The sequence below is a fragment of the Flavobacterium tyrosinilyticum genome (genome assembly GCF_023656565.1).
In the GTDB taxonomy this organism is placed as follows: Bacteria; Bacteroidota; Bacteroidia; order Flavobacteriales; family Flavobacteriaceae; genus Flavobacterium; species Flavobacterium tyrosinilyticum.
In genome coordinates this window covers 860,884-879,284 of record NZ_JAMOKG010000002.1, presented here as the reverse complement: position 1 = coordinate 879,284, position 18,401 = coordinate 860,884, and the positions used below count along the sequence as shown (strand labels likewise).

19 protein-coding genes are annotated in these 18,401 nt (G+C 33.2%); 7 read left to right on the top strand and 12 right to left on the bottom strand.

Translation table 11 applies throughout. The annotated features are described in order from the left end of the window. Nucleotides 1-82: 82 nt before the first annotated feature. The 9 genes from NCC77_RS11665 to NCC77_RS11625 all read right to left on the bottom strand — a co-directional run bounded on the left by NCC77_RS11665 (nucleotide 83) and on the right by NCC77_RS11625 (nucleotide 10,762). Nucleotides 83-1,036, bottom strand: a complete 954-nt coding sequence (locus NCC77_RS11665; protein WP_250835713.1) for an N-acetylornithine carbamoyltransferase — start codon at nucleotides 1,034-1,036, stop codon at nucleotides 83-85. A 99-nt stretch (nucleotides 1,037-1,135) separates the two neighbouring features. Continuing rightward, the gene (locus tag NCC77_RS11660; protein WP_250835712.1) at nucleotides 1,136-1,525 is read right to left on the bottom strand and encodes a GxxExxY protein; all 390 of its coding nucleotides are present in this window, start codon (nucleotides 1,523-1,525) and stop codon (nucleotides 1,136-1,138) included. 105 nt (nucleotides 1,526-1,630) lie between these two features. Next, nucleotides 1,631-2,392 carry a glutamate 5-kinase gene (gene proB, locus NCC77_RS11655; RefSeq protein WP_250835711.1) on the bottom strand — a complete coding sequence of 254 codons (762 nt, stop codon included), beginning with the start codon at nucleotides 2,390-2,392 and terminating at the stop codon, nucleotides 1,631-1,633. Between the two features lie 189 nt (nucleotides 2,393-2,581). Then, on the bottom strand, nucleotides 2,582-3,775 hold the full coding sequence (locus NCC77_RS11650; protein WP_250835710.1) for a glutamate-5-semialdehyde dehydrogenase: 1,194 nt from the start codon (nucleotides 3,773-3,775) through the stop codon (nucleotides 2,582-2,584). 149 nt (nucleotides 3,776-3,924) lie between these two features. Beyond that, entirely contained in the window at nucleotides 3,925-5,064 is a 1,140-nt protein-coding gene (locus tag NCC77_RS11645) for an aspartate aminotransferase family protein (RefSeq protein ID WP_250835709.1), read from the bottom strand. Between the two features lie 89 nt (nucleotides 5,065-5,153). Beyond that, a complete protein-coding gene (gene argC / locus NCC77_RS11640) occupies nucleotides 5,154-6,131 on the bottom strand; it encodes an N-acetyl-gamma-glutamyl-phosphate reductase (protein ID WP_250835708.1) in 978 nt (325 codons plus the stop codon). Beyond that, nucleotides 6,124-7,317: an argininosuccinate synthase gene (locus NCC77_RS11635; RefSeq protein WP_250835707.1), complete on the bottom strand. Its 1,194-nt coding sequence runs from the start codon at nucleotides 7,315-7,317 to the stop codon at nucleotides 6,124-6,126. Before NCC77_RS11635 ends, argC begins: the two co-directional genes overlap by 8 nt. A gap of 55 nt (nucleotides 7,318-7,372) precedes the next feature. Further along, nucleotides 7,373-8,020, bottom strand: a complete 648-nt coding sequence (locus NCC77_RS11630; protein WP_250835706.1) for a GNAT family N-acetyltransferase — start codon at nucleotides 8,018-8,020, stop codon at nucleotides 7,373-7,375. Between the two features lie 471 nt (nucleotides 8,021-8,491). Continuing rightward, complete coding sequence (locus NCC77_RS11625; protein ID WP_250835705.1) at nucleotides 8,492-10,762, bottom strand: M1 family metallopeptidase; 2,271 nt, start codon at nucleotides 10,760-10,762, stop codon at nucleotides 8,492-8,494. A gap of 185 nt (nucleotides 10,763-10,947) precedes the next feature. On the opposite strand from NCC77_RS11625, the gene NCC77_RS11620 reads away from it, so the two are divergent. The 3 genes from NCC77_RS11620 (at nucleotide 10,948) to NCC77_RS11610 (ending at nucleotide 13,020) form a co-directional block, all read left to right on the top strand. After that, the gene (locus tag NCC77_RS11620; protein ID WP_250835704.1) at nucleotides 10,948-11,799 is read left to right on the top strand and encodes an aldose 1-epimerase family protein; all 852 of its coding nucleotides are present in this window, start codon (nucleotides 10,948-10,950) and stop codon (nucleotides 11,797-11,799) included. 8 nt (nucleotides 11,800-11,807) lie between these two features. Further along, nucleotides 11,808-12,356 (top strand): GNAT family N-acetyltransferase, encoded by a 549-nt coding sequence (locus tag NCC77_RS11615; protein WP_250835703.1) that lies wholly within the window; start codon nucleotides 11,808-11,810, stop codon nucleotides 12,354-12,356. A 109-nt stretch (nucleotides 12,357-12,465) separates the two neighbouring features. Next, the gene (locus tag NCC77_RS11610) at nucleotides 12,466-13,020 is read left to right on the top strand and encodes a DUF3575 domain-containing protein (RefSeq protein ID WP_250835702.1); all 555 of its coding nucleotides are present in this window, start codon (nucleotides 12,466-12,468) and stop codon (nucleotides 13,018-13,020) included. Nucleotides 13,021-13,023: 3 nt separating this feature from the next. Here the strand turns inward: NCC77_RS11610 and NCC77_RS11605 are convergent, their stop codons facing one another. Next, nucleotides 13,024-13,248 carry a VF530 family protein gene (locus tag NCC77_RS11605; RefSeq protein WP_250835701.1) on the bottom strand — a complete coding sequence of 75 codons (225 nt, stop codon included), beginning with the start codon at nucleotides 13,246-13,248 and terminating at the stop codon, nucleotides 13,024-13,026. Nucleotides 13,249-13,359: 111 nt separating this feature from the next. After that, complete coding sequence (locus tag NCC77_RS11600) at nucleotides 13,360-13,998, bottom strand: porin family protein (protein ID WP_250835700.1); 639 nt, start codon at nucleotides 13,996-13,998, stop codon at nucleotides 13,360-13,362. A gap of 141 nt (nucleotides 13,999-14,139) precedes the next feature. On the opposite strand from NCC77_RS11600, the gene smpB reads away from it, so the two are divergent. The 3 genes from smpB to NCC77_RS11585 all read left to right on the top strand — a co-directional run bounded on the left by smpB (nucleotide 14,140) and on the right by NCC77_RS11585 (nucleotide 16,451). Beyond that, on the top strand, nucleotides 14,140-14,595 hold the full coding sequence (gene smpB / locus NCC77_RS11595; RefSeq protein WP_095927676.1) for an SsrA-binding protein SmpB: 456 nt from the start codon (nucleotides 14,140-14,142) through the stop codon (nucleotides 14,593-14,595). Nucleotides 14,596-14,677: 82 nt separating this feature from the next. After that, nucleotides 14,678-15,316 (top strand): putative periplasmic lipoprotein, encoded by a 639-nt coding sequence (locus tag NCC77_RS11590; protein ID WP_250835699.1) that lies wholly within the window; start codon nucleotides 14,678-14,680, stop codon nucleotides 15,314-15,316. A gap of 85 nt (nucleotides 15,317-15,401) precedes the next feature. Further along, nucleotides 15,402-16,451 (top strand): Fic family protein, encoded by a 1,050-nt coding sequence (locus tag NCC77_RS11585; RefSeq protein WP_250835698.1) that lies wholly within the window; start codon nucleotides 15,402-15,404, stop codon nucleotides 16,449-16,451. 28 nt (nucleotides 16,452-16,479) lie between these two features. Here the strand turns inward: NCC77_RS11585 and NCC77_RS11580 are convergent, their stop codons facing one another. Then, nucleotides 16,480-17,121, bottom strand: a complete 642-nt coding sequence (locus tag NCC77_RS11580) for a protein-L-isoaspartate(D-aspartate) O-methyltransferase (protein WP_250835697.1) — start codon at nucleotides 17,119-17,121, stop codon at nucleotides 16,480-16,482. 246 nt (nucleotides 17,122-17,367) lie between these two features. Here NCC77_RS11580 and NCC77_RS11575 point away from each other — a divergent pair, with 246 nt between their 5' ends. Then, nucleotides 17,368-18,333, top strand: coding sequence for a Gfo/Idh/MocA family protein (locus tag NCC77_RS11575; protein ID WP_095927680.1), 966 nt, complete (start codon nucleotides 17,368-17,370; stop codon nucleotides 18,331-18,333). Nucleotides 18,334-18,401 lie beyond the last annotated feature (68 nt).

Below are 18,401 nucleotides of genomic sequence, written 5' to 3'. Positions count from 1 at the left end.
ACAAAGTGACAAAGTTTCAAAGTTTTTTTAGCAAGGTTGCAGCCTCTGTCACTTTGTAACTTTGTTTCTTAGTCACTTAAATTTACATTTTCTTCAAAATCTTTTGTAAAACTAATTGTGCTGAATACGTTCTGTTATTAGCTTGTTCGATTACGATTGAATTTTCTCCGTCTAAAACTTCGTCACTTACAATTACGTTACGACGAACAGGAAGACAGTGCATAAATTTTCCGTTGTTTGTTAGAGCCATTTTTTCGGCTGTAACGGTCCAATTTGGATCGCTGTTGGTCACTTTTCCGTAATCGTTGAAATTACTCCAGTTTTTTACGTAAACGAAATCTGCATTTTCAAACGCTTTATTTTGATCGTATTCGATTTTACAGTCTTTTGTGATTTCTGGACTTAATTCGTAACCTTCTGGATGTGTGATTACAAAGTCCATGTCTTTTTGCATTTGCATCATTTCTACGAATGAATTCGCAACCGCCTGAGGCAACGCTTTTGGATGCGGCGCCCAAGAAAGAACCACCTTTGGTTTTTCTTTGTGTCTAGGTTTGAATTCTTCCATTGTAATCGCATCTGCTAATGACTGCAAAGGATGACGAATAGCACTTTCCATGTTTACAATTGGTACGGTAGCATATTTCAAAAATCCTGAAATTACGGTTTCCTGATAATCTTTTTCTTTATCAACCAAACCTGCAAAAGCACGAATAGCAATAACATCGCAATATTGTGAAACTACTTCTGCCGCTTCTTTAATATGTTCTGAAGCACCAGAATTCATTACAGCTCCATCTTCAAATTCTAATGTCCATCCTTCGTTGGTAAAGTTCATTACCATTACGTTCATTCCTAAGTTTAAAGCCGCTTTTTGTGTACTCAAACGCGTTCTTAAACTTGGGTTGAAGAATAACATTCCAAGAGTTTTATTCTTTCCTAAACTTTGATTTTTAAGTGGATTCTTTTTGATTTTAATCGCACTTTTTACCCATTTTGATAACGAGTTGATGTCTTTTATTGAGATATAGTTCATTTGTTTTACCTTTGTTTTTGTTTTTATTTTGTAATGTCTAAAATTAGACACGGATTATACTGATTCGCTATCGCGAAGACGCGGATTGAGACGGATTTTTTATATCCTTACTTTTTTGATATTCTCAAAAATTTTTCTTCTAAACTCTGGTTTTGTTCCAAAATTTAAAAGTAAACCTACCTCACAATCCGTACCACGTAAATAGTTTAAAATTTGATTTTCAAATTCTGCTACTATACAATCTGCTGCTTTTAATTCTAAAATAATTAAATCTTCCACTACCAAATCTGCATAATACTCGCCTACTTTTATTCCTTTATAATATACGATGATTTTCTTCTGTGCTTCAACGTTAAGCCCTTTATTCTTTAATTCTAAATACAATGAATTTTGATAAACTCTTTCTAAAAATCCATATCCCAACTCATTATAAACTTCATAAAAAGTTTTAATAATAACTTCAGTCAACTCTTGGTGCAATAATTTCATAAAATAAATTTGAATGAAATATACTACATAAAATTTAAAACTAAATATAAAATCCGTTTTAATCAGCGTCTTCGCTATAGCGAATCCGTTTCATCCGCGTTCTATTTATACAATCTTAGTAAAAGGAATCTCATCCTTCAATGCTTTTAAAATAAAATTATCATTCAATCCATTGACAATCCAGGTTTCGATATTCGCTGCTTTTGCGATTCCTGCTGCTTCTATTTTAGATTGCATTCCTCCTGTTCCATGTGATGATTTTGATTCGCCGATTTCTTTTTCTAGCGACTTCAAATCATTAACCAATTTTATTGTTTCTGGAATTTCATCGTGAATAGAATCTTTCGTATAAATTCCGTTTGTATTGGTCGCAATTATCAAAATATCAACATTTAAAAGAACCGCTGTTAAAGCTGCTAATTTGTCATTATCTCCAAACCGAATCTCATCTGTGGCAACGGTGTCATTTTCATTGATAATCGGAATGTAATTGTTTTTAACTAATACATTAATGGTATTTACAATATTCTTTTTGGTCTGTTCTTTCTCGAAATCAGAATAAGAAAGTAAACACTGCGAGGTATTTAATCCTAAATCCTTAAAATTTTCATTGTAAATCCGCATTAAATGAGGCTGTCCAATAGAAGCCAAAGCCTGTTTTACAAAAACATCCTTGTCTTGATTATCCAGCTTTACAAACTGCTTTGCCGCCGCAATTGCTCCAGAACTCACTATGATAAATTCATATTCATCGTTTAAAGCTGCAATCTGTATTCCAAGGTCTTCAATCTTTCCCCGCGAAATATGATTGGTTTCTTTGGTTAAAGTATTACTTCCTATTTTTAATAAAATCCGTTTCTTACTCATTGTTGTTGTTTTGCTGCGATTTTTTAACCGCAAAGTGCGCAAGGTTTTTTTATTGTGTGTGTTTACAAAACGCTAAGTTCGCAAAGCTTCATCTATAGTTAAATTTCAATAAATAAATTCCAAATTCAAATAATCTGAAATCAAAAATCGTTAATCATCAATCTAAAATCTGAACTCTAAAATCTACAATTATCGTATTTGTCCTTCTCCGTACACGTACCACTTATTGGTTACAAGATGCTGTAAACCAATTGGGCCTCTTTGGTGCAATTTATCAGTACTTATAGCTAATTCTCCGCCAAGACCAAATTGTCCTCCGTCTGTAAAACGGGTTGAGGCATTTTGGTATACTGCAGCGGCATCTACTGCTTCCATAAATTGTTGTGCCGCATCATTATCTCTTGTAATAATTGCTGCAGAATGTCCTCCACAATATTTATTAATCATATCAATTGCATGATCCTGAGAATCGATTGTTCCAATGACAATTTTGTAATCTAGAAATTCTTCATACCAAATATCTTCGTTTTGAAGCGTTTTGGTATTTTCGAAATTTGCTAAAGATTTATCGACAATAATTTCCACTTTTGCTTCTATTAAAGCCTCAATCAGCATTGCTGTGAAGCCTTCAAAATTAGGAAGTTTCGAATCTATTAAAACTTTATCCAAAGCATTACAAGCTGAAATTTTAGCTGTTTTGGCATTTAAAATTACTTTTAAAGCCAAATCTTTATCTGCTTTTTCATGAACGTAAACAAAATTATTTCCTCGTCCGCTTACAATTACAGGACACGTTGCATGTGCTTTTACAAACTCAATTAGTTTTTCGCCGCCTCTTGGAACTATTAAATCAACTTTTTGAGTTGGTTTTTCTAAGAAAGCCTGAGTTTCTGTTCTGTTGTAATTCAGATACTCCACCCAGTCTTTTGAAACTCCATTTTCTTCTAAAGCTTTGTGCCAAAGACTTACGATTTTCAAATTTGATTTTAAAGACTCTTTTCCTCCTTTTAATAAAATCTTATTTCCGGATTTAAAAGCAATTCCGCCTGCTTCGATTGTTACATCTGGGCGGGATTCGTAAATAATTAAAATCGTTCCGAAAGCAGCGGTTTTATTGATAACTTTTATTCCATTATCATGAGTAAAATGAAAACGCTCAACGCCAACGGGATCCTCTTGAGAAGCTAATTGGTTTAATGATAAAATCATTTCGTCAACTTTTTTATCATCTACTTTTAAGCGTTCTTCCATCGCTAAATCTGAGCCGTTGTAATCAGCAAGATCTTCTTGATTGGTCAAGATAATCTGATTCCGCTCCTGCTCGACCAGCTTTGCCATAGACCGCAAAACCGCATTGCGTTTTTCAATTGATAATGGATTCATAATTTCTAGTTGGTTGGTTGTTTTTCGGTTGTTTCTTTTTATCGAAACTTATTGATACCTAACAGGTTTTTGAAACCTGTTAGGATATTATACTTTGTGTTTCTAAACCTGACGGGCTTTAAAAACCCGTCAGGTTTAGGTAATGAGAATTAGTTTTTTAATTCTTCTAAACTTTCTTTTAAAGCTTTTACAAACGTATCAATATCAGCTTTTTTCACAGTAAGCGGCGGTAAAATTCTTAATAGATTTTTATTGTTGGCACTTCCTGTAAAAATGTGTTTTTCGATGATTAATTTCTTTCTTAAAGCTGCTACATCAAAATCAAACTCCACTCCAAGCATCAATCCTTTTCCTTTTACTTGTTTGATTCCGTCAACTTCTTTGATTGTCTCTAAGAAATATTCATAAACTTCGTTTACATTTTTCTGTAAATCTAGTTTTTCAATTACATCTAAAACCGCAATTCCCGCTGCACAGGACAAATGGCTTCCGCCGAAAGTCGTTCCTAATAATCCAAAACTTGCTTCGAATTTTGGAGAAATTAAAATCGCTCCAACAGGAAAACCGTTCCCCATTCCTTTTGCTACCGAAATAATATCAGCGTTGATTCCGTGGTGTTGAAAAGCAAAGAATTTCCCGCTTCTTCCGTATCCTGATTGTACTTCGTCTAAAATCAAAACAACATCGTGTTTTTTACATGATTTTTCTAATGCTTGAAAAAACTCAGTTGTTCCTTGGTCTAAACCTCCAACTCCTTGAATTCCTTCAATAATTACAGCTGTAACATCGCCTTTAGCCAATTCAGCTTCAACTAATTCGATTTGGTTTAAAGGCAAAAACGTAACTTCTTGTTGGGCATTTAATGGCGCAACTATTTTCTTATTATCAGTAACAGCAACGGCTGCAGAAGTTCTTCCGTGGAAAGAATTATCAAAAGCCACAACTCTTGATTTTCCATTGTGGAAAGAAGCTAATTTTAAAGCATTTTCATTGGCTTCGGCACCAGAACTGCATAAAAACAATTCATAATCTTCAAGACCAGAAAGCTTTCCTAATTTCTGTGCCAATTCAACCTGTAAAGGATTCTGAATCGCATTTGAATAAAACCCTAAATGGTCTAATTGATTCTTCAATTTTGCTACATAATCCGGCTGTGTGTGTCCGATAGAAATCACACCATGTCCGCTGTATAAATCTAAATATTCTACTCCTTTGTCGTCTGTAATTGTACAATCAATTGCTTTTACAGGAGTTATGTCGTATAATGGGTAAACGTTGAATAAGTTCATGTGTTTTTTGTTTAAAGTTTCAGGTTTCAGGTTTCAAGTTACGCTAGAGAACGTGAAACTTGAAACTTAAAACCTGAAACAAATTTTTTCTAAAATCCGCTTGGTTTCAAATGTAAACCTGTGCTTTCTTCTAATCCGAACATTAAATTCATGTTTTGAATTGCTTGTCCTGAAGCACCTTTGGTTAAGTTATCTATAATCGATGTTATGAGAACCCGGTTTCCTTTTTTCAATAAACTAATGATACATTTATTCGTTTGCACCACTTGTTTCATGTTGATGTTTGTTGTGGTAATGGTTACAAAAGGCTCGTTTTTATAAAACTCTTCGTATTTGGCAACCAATTGCTCCAAACTATCATCACATAATGTATATAAAGTTGCAAAAATTCCTCTTGGAAAATCGCCTCTGTTCGGAATAAAAAGCAATTCGCTATCAAAATCGTCTTGTAATTGAACTAAACTTTCTGAAATCTCGCCTAAATGCTGGTGTTCAAAAGCTTTATAATGCGACATATTATTGTTTCTCCAACTGAAATGAGAAGTTTCTGAAAGACTTACTCCTGCACCTGTGCTTCCGGTTGTCGCATTAATATGAACATCATTATTCAATAAATTATGTTCTGCTAAAGGCAATAAAGCCAATTGAATAGCCGTTGCGAAACAACCTGGATTTGCGATATAATTTGCTTTTTTGATTTCGGCTTTATTGATTTCAGGCAATCCGTAAACGAAATCTTTTCCTTCGAAATGAGCATCTTTATTCAATCTGAAATCATTTCCTAAATCGATGATTTTAGTATGACTTGCAAACTGATTTTCTTTCAAAAATGAAATCGATTTTCCGTGACCTAAACACAAGAAAACAACGTTCACATTTGGATTTATTTCAGCTGTGAAATTCATTTCGATATCTCCCATCAAATCGTGGTGCGCTACAGAAAGCGGTTTCCCAGCGTTTGTTGTACTGTAAACAAAATCAATGTTTACTTTTGGGTGATACATTAAAATTCTGATGAGTTCTCCGGCTGTGTAGCCCGAACCACCAATAATTCCTACATTAATCATGATCTAATTTGTTTACAGATGAGAATATGTTTTGTGCATTTCCAAGAATCTTGATAAATCCTTTTGCATCATCAGATGTCCATGCATTGTTCATTTCTCCGTATTGACCAAAACCTGTGTTCATCAAATCGTTTTCAGATTCGATTCCGTCAAGTGAGAAATGATATTGTTTTAAAGAAACAGTTACCGTTCCATTTACTGTTTTTTGCGTGTCTTGCAAGAAAGTTTCAATGTTTCTCATCACTGGATCTAAGAACTGACCTTCGTGAAATAACATTCCGTACCAGTTTCCTAATTGTTCTTTCCAGTATTGCTGCCATTTTCCAAGCGTATGTTTCTCTAATAAATGGTGCGCTTTGATGATAATTAACGGAGCAGCAGCTTCAAAACCAACTCTTCCTTTAATTCCGATAATTGTATCTCCTACGTGAATATCTCTACCAATTGCATAAGCACTTGCCAGCTTTTCTAGAGCCACAATATTATTTGAAGGTTTATCTGTTTTTCCGTTTAAACCAACTAATTCTCCTTGTTCAAAATGAAGAGTCACTTTCTCTTCTCCTTCTTTTTGCAATTGCGAAGGATAAGCTTCGCTTGGCAATGGCTGACTTGAAGTTAAAGTTTCTTTCCCTCCAACGCTTGTTCCCCAAAGTCCTTTATTGATAGAATACTGTGCTTTTTCCCAAGAATAGTGAACTCCGTTTTGAGCTAGATAATCCACTTCTTCTTGTCTTGACAATTTTAAATCTCTAATTGGTGTAATGATTTCAATTTCTGGAGCAATAGTTTGGAAAATCAAATCGAAACGAATTTGGTCGTTTCCTGCACCAGTACTTCCGTGAGCAATTGCAGTTGCTCCTACTTTTTTCGCATATTTTATAGCTTCAATTGCTTGAAAAATACGCTCTGCACTTACTGATAATGGATATGTATTATTTTTTAATACATTTCCGAAAATCAGGTATTTTATAGCTTTATCGTAATATTTGTCTAAAATCGTTAAGTTGGCGTGCTGTGCACTTCCTAACTCATAAGCTCTTTTTTCAATAGCTGATAATTCTTCTGCACTAAATCCTCCTGTATCAACAAGAACGGTATGAACTTCATAACCTTTTTCGTTTTTTAAATATTTCAAACAATACGAGGTATCTAATCCTCCGCTATAAGCTAATACTACTTTTTTCATTTTTTATAATTTAGGCTAATACTTTCGTATATAGCAGTTTGAGATTTCTTTTTAATTAAATTTTGAATAAAAAAACAAATGATAATAATTTGTTTAAGAACAAAGCCTGTTTGATTTTTTTAAGTCTTCTTAAAACAGCCTCGTTAAAAGGATGTCTCGGCTGTGTTTTTTGTTTTTCTTTAGGGTCGTATAACATTCCCGTACAAAGACACATTTTGTTTTCTTTGCTTTGTAAAATTGGGAAGTTAGTACAGGTTTTACAGCCCGCCCAAAAACTTGGATCGGTAGTCAATTCTGAGAAAGGAACTGGTTTATAACCAAGTTCAGAGTTAATTTTCATAACCGCCAAACCAGTTGTGATTCCAAATATCTTAGCATCTGGAAACCTTTTCAAAGAATAATCAAAAACTTTGGATTTTATTTTTTTGGCCAAACCATGACTTCTATAATCTGGATGTACAATTAATCCTGAATGAGCGACAAATTTTCCGTGCTGCCAGCTTTCTATGTAACAAAAACCTGCAAACTTTCCATCAGCCAAAGCAATCATTGCATCACCGTTTGCCATTTTTTTCTGAATGTACTCAGGAGTCCTTTTAGCAATCCCCGTACCTCTTAATAAGGCAGACGATTCTATCGTATCGCAGATTTCCTGCGCATACTTAAAGTGTTCTTCTTGAGTTACAACAATAGAGATCTTCATTTCAATTATTGAAGTTAGAGTTAAAAATTAAAGCATATTGATTCGCTTGAAATCCAGAATTGAATCCAATAAAATTAAGCATAAAAGAAGTAACTTCCTCAAAACCAAAACATTGATTAAGAAAATTTACAAAATAATAAATACTTTTAGGATGCGTTTGTCCAATGGACAAATTATGTGATTTCAAAATGAAAAATGGATATGAATAAATATACGGCTATAAAACTCAGTTAACACTATAGAGATAGTGTCCGTACTTCGGGAGAAGTATTCGGTGAGTTTGTCCGTGACAAAGAAGTTATATGTAAACTTATTTTATTCATCGGTGCAAAAGTACATTATTTTTTTATTTACAAAACAAAAAATTAAAATTCTAACATTTTTTTTAGGTTTTGTTAATATATTCAAAAATAAAAACCCGGTAATTATTTCTAATTACCGGGTTTTAAACAGGTTATACCTATATGATTTTTACTTCTTAGTAAATTGCATTATTTGTCCGTTATCTAAAATTGTCATGTCAAACGCATTTTTAGCTTCATTAAATTTAAATTTTAATCCCGCTCTTTTCGATTCAAATGTGTCTTTTTCATTTGGAACAGGATCTAAAGAAAAATTAGGATAATTTGGAAGCTCAGCTGTTAAAACACTATTTCTATCAACCAAATTAATAGTTAGAGGAGATTTAGCTGTAACATAAGTACCTAAATACCCATCTATTATAAGCGCTTTCTCTACTATACCTTTTCCTGCAGTCCAAACATTATTAGATTCGTTATAATCTGGAAAAGCATGATCTGGATCAAGAGTTATAGTTTCAATTTCTTCTGTTGAATTATGTTTGAAAGACCAGCTGTTATTGCGCTGCCAGATTTCTACCGGAAGATTAACTCTTGTCACTTTTCCACTTTTTGTTTTTACATCCAAAACAATTGGCATCGGCATTTTTTCAAAATTCTCAACTGTTATAATCACTCCTTTCGAAGGATCGTTTTTCACATATTTAATTGAGTTGATTCCTTGATCGAATCTCCAATTGTTTACATACCAGCTTCTCCAGAACCAGCTTAAATCTTCACCAGCCACATTTTCCATCGATCTAAAGAAATCATCTGGCTGTGGATGTTTGTAAGCCCAACGCTCAATATAAGTTCTAAAAGCAGCATCAAAACGCTCTTTTCCTAAAACCTGTTCTCTTAAAAGAACCAGACCTGCACTTGGTTTAAAATAACACAACATACCAATATTCTTTTCTTTCATGTTATCAGGAGAACTCATGATAGTTTCTAAATCAGGACGCGTGAAAGATTCTGCTTCTTGATGCAAATCTGTTGGCTGTTCTTTGTACTCTCCATTATTGAATGCAGCAGTGCTTAACGAATTGATAAAAGTATTAAATCCTTCATCCATCCAAGCAAATAATCTTTCATTAGAACCAACAATCATTGGGAACCAAATATGTCCAAATTCGTGATCTGTAACTCCCCATAAATCTGCTCCTTTAGATTTCCATCCGCAAAAAACAATTCCGGGATATTCCATTCCTCCTTCATTACCTGCAACGTTTGTAGCTGCTGGATAAGGATATTCGAACCATTGCTTAGAATAATGTTCGATTGAAGCTTTCACATATTCTGTAGAACGTCCATAAGCACCTTGCCCATCACTTTCAACTGGATAAGCAGACAATGCTAATGATTTTTTACCGCTTGGAAGGTTAATTTTAGCTCCATCTAAAATAAAAGCTGGAGAAGATGCCCAAGAAAAATCACGTGCATTTTTGATTTTATAATGCCATGTTTTTTCAGTTCCTGAGTTATTATTTGCTGTTGCATTAACTTCATCAGCAGTACGGATCATGACTGTTTTATCACTGTTTGAAGCGTCTTTATATCTTTTTAATTGCTCAGCAGAAAATACTTCCTGACCGTTTAGCAATTCTCCAGAAGCTACAACATAGTGATTTCCTGGAACTGTAAGTTTCACATCAAAATCTCCATATTCTAAGTAGAACTCAGATGCTCCTAAATACGGTGCAGTATTCCAACCACGAACATCATCATACACACACATACGTGGATACCACTGTGCAATCGTGAAGATTTTTCCGTTTTTTGTTTCCAAAACTCCCATTCTATCAGACCCCTCGAAAGGCGCGATGAAAGAAAATTCGATTTTAACTTTTACAGAACCTCCTTTTGCAGCTAATTCTTGTGGAAGGAAAATCTGCATTCTTGTATCTGTAATTATATATTTAGCAACTGTTTCTGTTTTAGTTTTTCCACCAGTAATTACTTTTACAGATTTAATTTTATTTCCACCATCAAAAACCTGTCCTTGAGCACCATTACGGCTTCCTGTTAAGGGCACAACAGCATTTCCTCTAGAGTCATCTTTAAATAAATTCTGATCCAAATTCAGCCAAAGAAAACCTAATTTATCAGGGCTATTATTTGTATAAGTAATCTCATCTGTCCCTACAATCTCATTTGTAGTTGCATTCAGTTTTGCTGTGATTTGATAATCGGCTCTGTTTTGCCAGTACTCTACTCCTGGCTGCCCACTAGCTGCGCGGGTTGAAGTACCGTTTTTGGTGTAAAAATGAGGTCCAAAGGCATCATGATAATTGTAATTGTTTACTGGATTTGCTGCTGTAGCTGGCGGAGTTTGCTGCGCCCAAACTGAAGAAATCCCAAAAAATAAAGCCGCGGTTAAAATGGCTTTTGCAGATTGCTTTTTCATATTTTTTAGCTGTTTATGTAGCAAATTAATGAAAAAAAAAGCTATTTACAGAGAAACTTCAAAACATAAATTCAATTTTAGCAAAATTTTATCAATAAAATAATTTAGGTCTTTTTCTTAAAAAACTAAATTTTATAAAATATATTTACATCTCTATAAAAAATATTCATTTTATATTCAACATTGTGACTACAACTATTTCAAATTCAATATTAAAAGCTTCCATCAAACATGCTGGAGCTGAATTATTTTCATTAAAAGACAATCAAGAAAACGAATATATCTGGGAAGGCAATCCCGATTTTTGGGGCAAACACTCTCCTGTACTTTTTCCAATTGTAGGAACTTTAAAAAACAACACCTATACGATCAATGAAAAAGATTACCATCTGCCACGCCATGGTTTTGCTCGTGACATGGACTTTGAATTGATTGAAAAAACGGAAAGCAAGGCCGTTTTCTCTCTTCAATCTTCTGAAGAAACATTACAGAAATATCCCTTTGAGTTTGAATTACAGCTTATTTATACGCTTAATGAAAACGCATTAGAACTTGAATATAAAGTAATTAATAAAGGAAAAGAAAAAATGCCTTTTTCTATTGGAGCACACCCAGCAATTGCTCTTCCTAATCATTTTGAAGATTATGCCCTTCAATTTGAAAAAGAAGAAAGTTTAAAATACTACCTTCTTGAAAACGATTTGATTTCGTCTAAAACTAAAATTTTAGAAACAAAAGATAATTTAGTTCCTTTAAATTATGAGCTATTTAGTAACGATGCTCTAATCTTTAAAACATTAGAATCAAAATCTTTAACAATTCTTAAAGATTTAAAACCTTATATAAAAGTTGATTATAAAGATTTTCCAAGTTTAGGAATCTGGACAAAAGAAGACGCACATTTTATCTGTATTGAACCGTGGCTTGGATATTCTGACACTGATGAAAACACAGGTGATTTATACCAAAAAGAAGGGATTTTGACATTGGAAGCAAACAAAGATTTCAGTGCAAAATTTAGTATAACAACATTATAATAAAGAAAATGTTAGATTTTAACTTTACTCCTTTTCCTGTAATAGAAACAGAACGCATACTTCTAGATAGGCTTAATAACAAAGACTTACAAGAAGTATTTGAACTACGTTCTAATCCTGAAATCATGAAATTTATTCCAAGACCTTTAGCAAAAAATCATGAAGATGCTTTGGAGCACATCAAAATAATCAATGATAAAATTGAAGATAATACTGGAATAAACTGGAGTATAAGACTAAAAGGCAATCCTAAGCTGCTTGGAATTATTGGTTTTTACAGATTGCAGCCTGAAAATTACCGAGCAGAAATAGGCTATATGCTTTCACCTGATTATCATGGAAAAGGAATCATTCCAGAGGCTGTAAACCGACTAATTAAATTTGGTTTTGAAGATTTAAAACTTCACTCAATAGAAGCTGTAATTGATCCAGAAAATCATGCCTCAGAAAAAGTATTGCAAAAATGTGGATTTGTTAAAGAAGCACATTTAAAAGAATCAGAATTTTGGGAAGGAAAATTTCTTGACAAGGTAATTTATTCATTATTAGAAAAGTAGATTTTTATTCTTGTTAAAATAATCTTATAGGCAATTGTTCTCTAGCATTATACGTTATATTTGCGCTCGAAATCAGCAAAAAAAGCTGTTTTGAATCCAAAACATTTTTATGAAAAAAATACCCGCCCTACTTGTTCTTTTATTTTGTATGCAATTACAAAGTCAGACATTTGTAAAATTTAACGGAGCAACTGCTTTGTTTTTAGTTCCTAATATTGGAATAGAAACTAGCATTGGAGAGAAAACCACATTTAGTGCCGATGTAATGGCTTCTTTCTGGGAATCGTTTAACGGCCATAATCCGATGAAATTTATTACTGTTACTCCAGAAGTACGTTACCATTTTAAAGAAAAATATAACGGTTTTTACATAGGAGGACATATTGGAGCTGACAAATACGAATTGCAAAAATGGAATTATTGGGACAGTAACCGTTATGAGGATGGTTTTGGCTACAGACTTGGTGCTACTGTGGGTTACAATCTAAAACTAAATGATAAATTTTTACTTGACTTTTTTGTAGGCGGTGGATGGCATCAAGGTTTTTATCACGGATATTATAATGACGGAACTCCAGGAAGATATGAAAAAGCTCCTAATTGGAACAAAAGTGGCGAATGGCTTCCATACCGTGGAGGTGTTATGATCTCTTATAAACTATAAGAATCAGCTGAGCTTAGGAAGCGTTTTCACATAAAGCTCTTCTACTTTTTTACGAGCCCAATCTGTTTTTCTCAAGAATGTAAGACTCGATTTTACACTCGGATTTGAATTAAAGCATTTTACTGGAATTAATTCTCCTAAAGTATCAAAACCGTAATAATTAACTAAAGTTTCGACAATTTTTTGAAGCGTGATTCCGTGAAGAGGATCTTTAGATTGATTTTGCATTTTGTATTTTTTAGATAATAAATAAAAAAGACCGTACTAGGAAAAGTACGGTCTTTTCTTTTTTGCAAAATTACTAAAATAGAATTTTACGATAATCAAATAAAGAATAAATTAGAATATGAATTTAAATCCGACAGAAACAGGAGAAGTCAAATTTGGGTTACCTCCTGCTAAAGCTGTATTATAAAAAGGATCTACATTGGCAACATGTGCTAAACCAAAATTGGTAACTGTAGTTTTGTCTCCAGTCTTAGGATCAAGTGTTGTTGATGTAAAGTTTGCCAAATCATAAGAAAACTCCACAGAGAAATTTTTGGTCACGAAATAATCAAATCCGCCTGATAAAGACAATCCAACTTGATTTACTTTTAACTCACTTTCTTTTTCTTTACCAGTAATAATAGGCACTGCCAATTGTCCGAAGAAATAAAGTGAACCAGCAACATTCCAGTATTTTCTAACTAAAGGCTGCGCTACAAATAGATTTGTTTTAGCTGCAGTTCCAGCATCAGAATCTGCTTTAATATTAATAAAACCAACTCCTGCACCTACTGCAACAGATGGTGTTACAAATGTTCCAACAATTGGCAGCACAGATAATGTAGTATTTTTATCATCTGCCGTTTTAGTTTGTTGATAACCGAATTGAGAGGTTGCAAACCATGCTCCTTTTAATCCTTGAGTTGAATCCTGGGCTTTAGCGGTTAAACCCATAATTACAACACCCACTAGCGTTACAATTTTTTTCATTATTAAATTTGTTTTTGAAATTATGAGACAAACTTAAAAGGAAGCGTTTTTGCTCTAGATGATTAAAATCATAGATTAAAAAAAAACTTTAATTATCTTAGCCCTCATGAAATTTTTCAATTTTGTCTTACATTTGCAGCTATGATAAAATCAGTCAATATATTAAACAAAAGAGCCCGATTCGATTACGAAATAATCGATACGTACACTGCTGGAATTGTTTTGGCAGGAACAGAAATTAAATCTATACGTTTAGGGAAAGCAAACATTACCGAAAGTTTTTGTGAATTCAGTGGTATGGAACTTTTTGCCATTAATACTTATATTGAAGAATATTCTTTTGGAAATCAATTCAATCATAAATCTAGAAGTGAGCGAAAATTACTTTTAAACAAAAAGGAGTTAAAAACGCTACATAAAAGTGTTCAGGCAAAAGGACTTACTATTATCCCTTTGAAATTGTTTACAAATGAAAAAGGTTTAGCCAAGTTACAGATCGGCCTTTGTAAAGGAAAGAAAAACTACGACAAACGTGAATCTCTAAAAGAGCAAGACACTAAACGAGATTTAGACCGTATTAAAAAAGCTTACAACTAGTAAGCTTTTTTATTTTTACACAAAACACTTATAATTAACATTTTATAGTTATTTTTACTTATAACCAATTTAACTGTAAAATATGAAAAAGTACTTAGTTTTGTTTTTCGCTATTGCAGCGTTTTCAAGTTGTAGCAGTAATACTTCTATTGTAAACAGCTGGAGAGATCCTGATGTAACGATTGCTCAGGAACAATTTAAAAAAGTTTTGGTTGTCGCTTTGGTCAAAGATGAGGCTTCGAGACGAATTACAGAAAACAGAATTGCGGCAAGCAATCCAGTATTTAAAACGTCGTATCAATACTTAAATGCAACTTCACAATTATCACAAGAACAAAAACTAAAGGTTTTACAAGACGAAAATTTTGACGGAGTAATCAGTATGCGATTAGTCAGCAAAGAAAAAGAAGTTAATTACGTTCCTGGCACTTATACAGGAATGTATTATGGAGGTTTTGACGGGATGTATACAGGAATGTACGGTTATGGATTTGGAAACTGGTACGGAATGTATTCTCCAAATTTTTACGATCCTGGATATTACCAAGAAACCACATCTTATATGGTAGAAACCAATGTGTTTTCACTAAAACAAAACAAATTAATCTGGACAGGAACTACAGAATCGCAATATGTTACCGATTTAGGACAAACCGTTGATGCGATAATGCAAGCTGTTGTAAAAGAAATGAGAAAAGACGGATCACTTCCTCCAAAATAAAATATCGAAGCAGTATTTTTTGAAAAACTGCTTTTCTTTTACTTAAAAAATTGACTAATTTTGTCAAGACTAAATATTTCATAAAATGAAATCACTTTTAAAAAACGCTAGAGAACAGAAAGGTTTAAAAACTCGTGAATTAGCTCATCTTGCTAATATTGATCAAGCTTTGATCAGCAAATTTGAATCTGGAACTCGAAGACCAACGAAAGAGCAAGTAAGCAAATTATCTCAACTTTTAGAGATTGATTATGAAACTTTAATGGTTGCTTGGCTTAAAGAGAAAATTCTTTATGAAATTGGGGATGATGATCTTGCTTTAAAGGCGTTAAAAGTTGCCGAAGACGAAATCAAATACAATAAAACGGTTTCGAATCTTAAGTTATCTACTTCGTTAGAGAAAATTCTAGAAGAGATTGATGCTTTAAAAGAAAAATTAGATTCTTATAGACAGTACGACAGTTTTAAGATCAAACAAGCTCTCGAATTAGAATATACTTTTGAAAGTAATAGGATTGAGGGAAACACAATGACTCTTCGTGAAACAGATATGGTTATCAATGAAGGCTTGACAATTTCTGGCAAAAGCATGCGCGAACATCTTGAAGCCATTAATCATCAGGAAGCTATTGGTTTTATAAAAGAGTTAATGAGCAAAAATAATTCATTAAACGAACGTGATCTTTTATCGATTCACAACTTAATCTTACGAGGAATAATTCCAGAAGATGCTGGACGTTATAGAAAAGTTCAGGTCATGATTCAAGGAAGCAGTCACATGCCTCCTCAATCTTTAATGGTTCCACAAGAGATGGAAGAATATTTTAATTGGTATGAAATTAATAAAAATAAATTACACCCTATTATTCTTGCTGCTGAAATGCATGAAAGATTAGTTACAATTCATCCATTTATTGACGGAAACGGCAGAACTTCAAGATTAATTATGAATTTAATACTAATGCAAAAAGGTTATCCTATTGCTAACATTAAAGGTGATTATGACACTCGAATGCAATATTATCAGTCTTTAGAAATTGCTCAAACCAAAAAAGACAAAGAAGATTTTTTTCTGTTTATAGCTCAAAAAGAAAAAGAAAGCCTGGAAAGATATATTTCAATTCTTACACAATAAAAAAGCCCAGCTAAAACTGGGCTTCGTATTAATTTTTATCTTCTAATAAAGGAACAAATCTAAACTCTCCAAACTCATGTTTTTCAAATTGAGTTTCATTCTTTCTGATTAATAAAGTCATAATCTGAACATCTTCTCCTAACGGAATAACAAGCCTTCCTCCTATTTTCAACTGAGCCATTAAAGGCTGCGGAATAAAAGGCGCACCTGCTGTAACTATAATACTATCAAACGGAGCAAAATTGGGCAATCCTTTATAACCATCTCCAAAAGAAACATGCTTTGGACGAATGTTTAACTTTGGAAATAAATTAGAAGTTGTTTTAAACAATTCACTTTGTCTTTCAACGGTAAATACTTTAGCGCCTAGCATAAATAAAACGGCAGTCTGATAACCAGAACCAGTTCCTATTTCCAAAACTTTATGATCTTTCTTAACTTCAAGCAATTGCGACTGAAAAGCCACCGTATAAGGCTGAGAAATCGTTTGCCCCGCGCCAATAGGAAATGCCTTGTCTTGATAAGCGAAATCTTCAAAACTTGAATTTAAAAAAAGGTGTCTTGGGATTTTTTTAATGGCATCCAAAACCGCTCTATCAGTAATTCCTTTTTGTTCTAAAGTCGTTACTAATTGATTGCGAAGTCCTTGATGTTTGGCAGTGTCTTTCAAAATGGGTAGGTTTTATTTTCGCAAAAATAAGAAACAAAACAGGATTTCAAATATTGATTTTTAAATATTAAATTAATAAAGCTAAAAGTTGAAATATGAATTGCGAAATATAAACCGTAAAACGTAAAACATCGACCCTTAAATATTGAAAGCCATAACTCATATTTACATTTCACATTTCACAATTCGATAAATTCATTTTCAGGTTAAACAAATAAATTATATTTTTGTTTAAAATACATTCTCATGTTAAAAGTAGGAGTTTTAGGTGCTGGTCATCTTGGTAAAATACATTTACGCTTATTACAACAATCTGACAAATACGAATTAGTTGGATTTTACGACGAAAATCAAGAAAATGCCGAAAGAATCTCTAAAGAGTTTGGCTATAAAAACTTCAGCACAATTGCAAAACTTATTCACGCTGTCGACGTGATTGACATTGTAACTCCAACACTTTCACACTATAAATGTGCAAAAGTTGCCATCAAATCAGGAAAACATATCTTTATTGAAAAACCAATCGCTAATACCGTTGAAGAAGCGGAAGAAATTATTGCTTTGGCTAAAGAGTACAACGTAAAAGGGCAAGTTGGTCACGTAGAGCGTTTTAATCCCGCTTTTATCGCTACAAAAAACATGATCGAAAACCCGATGTTTATTGAAACGCATCGTTTGGCCGAATTTAATCCGCGTGGTACAGACGTTCCTGTGGTATTAGACTTAATGATTCATGATATTGACGCTATTTTAAGTGTAGTAAATTCAAAAGTAAAAGATATTCACGCCAGTGGCGTATCTGTAATTAGCGATACTCCAGATATTGCCAATGCCAGAATTGAATTCGAAAATGGTTGTGTAGCGAACTTAACAGCAAGCAGAATCTCATTAAAAAACATGCGTAAGTCACGTTTCTTCCAAAAAGATGCTTACATTTCTGTTGACTTTTTAGAAAAGAAATGCGAAGTAGTACGTATGAAAGATGCGCCAGAAGTTCCTGGAGATTTTGACATGATTCTTCAAAACGCTGAAGGTGTAAAAAAACAAATCTATTTCACCAATCCAGATGTGGAGCAAAACAATGCAATTCTGGACGAATTAGAATCTTTTGCAAATGCAATTAATACAGATACTACGCCAGTTGTAACATTGGAGCAAGCTACAGATGCTTTGCGTGTGGCTTATCAAATTATTGATTGTTTCGATAAATAATTTAAAGAATTTTAAAAATAAAATTAGCCACGAAATTCGCGATCAAACTGTGAATTCGTGGCTAAATC

Bases quoted from the DNA above. Each gene is read 5' to 3' on its own strand.
- NCC77_RS11585 (WP_250835698.1), top strand. From the start codon at position 15,402: ATGAAATCACTTTTAAAAAACGCTAGAGAACAGAAAGGTTTAAAAACT.
- NCC77_RS11630 (WP_250835706.1), bottom strand. From the start codon at position 8,020: ATGAAGATCTCTATTGTTGTAACTCAAGAAGAACACTTTAAGTATGCG.
- NCC77_RS11635 (WP_250835707.1), bottom strand. From the start codon at position 7,317: ATGAAAAAAGTAGTATTAGCTTATAGCGGAGGATTAGATACCTCGTAT.
- NCC77_RS11605 (WP_250835701.1), bottom strand. From the start codon at position 13,248: ATGCAAAATCAATCTAAAGATCCTCTTCACGGAATCACGCTTCAAAAA.
- argC (WP_250835708.1), bottom strand. From the start codon at position 6,131: ATGATTAATGTAGGAATTATTGGTGGTTCGGGCTACACAGCCGGAGAA.
- NCC77_RS11665 (WP_250835713.1), bottom strand. From the start codon at position 1,036: ATGAACTATATCTCAATAAAAGACATCAACTCGTTATCAAAATGGGTA.
- NCC77_RS11650 (WP_250835710.1), bottom strand. From the start codon at position 3,775: ATGAATCCATTATCAATTGAAAAACGCAATGCGGTTTTGCGGTCTATG.
- NCC77_RS11610 (WP_250835702.1), top strand. From the start codon at position 12,466: ATGAAAAAAATACCCGCCCTACTTGTTCTTTTATTTTGTATGCAATTA.
- NCC77_RS11600 (WP_250835700.1), bottom strand. From the start codon at position 13,998: ATGAAAAAAATTGTAACGCTAGTGGGTGTTGTAATTATGGGTTTAACC.
- NCC77_RS11660 (WP_250835712.1), bottom strand. From the start codon at position 1,525: ATGAAATTATTGCACCAAGAGTTGACTGAAGTTATTATTAAAACTTTT.
- proB (WP_250835711.1), bottom strand. From the start codon at position 2,392: ATGAGTAAGAAACGGATTTTATTAAAAATAGGAAGTAATACTTTAACC.
- NCC77_RS11575 (WP_095927680.1), top strand. From the start codon at position 17,368: ATGTTAAAAGTAGGAGTTTTAGGTGCTGGTCATCTTGGTAAAATACAT.
- NCC77_RS11615 (WP_250835703.1), top strand. From the start codon at position 11,808: ATGTTAGATTTTAACTTTACTCCTTTTCCTGTAATAGAAACAGAACGC.
- NCC77_RS11625 (WP_250835705.1), bottom strand. From the start codon at position 10,762: ATGAAAAAGCAATCTGCAAAAGCCATTTTAACCGCGGCTTTATTTTTT.
- NCC77_RS11590 (WP_250835699.1), top strand. From the start codon at position 14,678: ATGAAAAAGTACTTAGTTTTGTTTTTCGCTATTGCAGCGTTTTCAAGT.
- smpB (WP_095927676.1), top strand. From the start codon at position 14,140: ATGATAAAATCAGTCAATATATTAAACAAAAGAGCCCGATTCGATTAC.
- NCC77_RS11645 (WP_250835709.1), bottom strand. From the start codon at position 5,064: ATGAACTTATTCAACGTTTACCCATTATACGACATAACTCCTGTAAAA.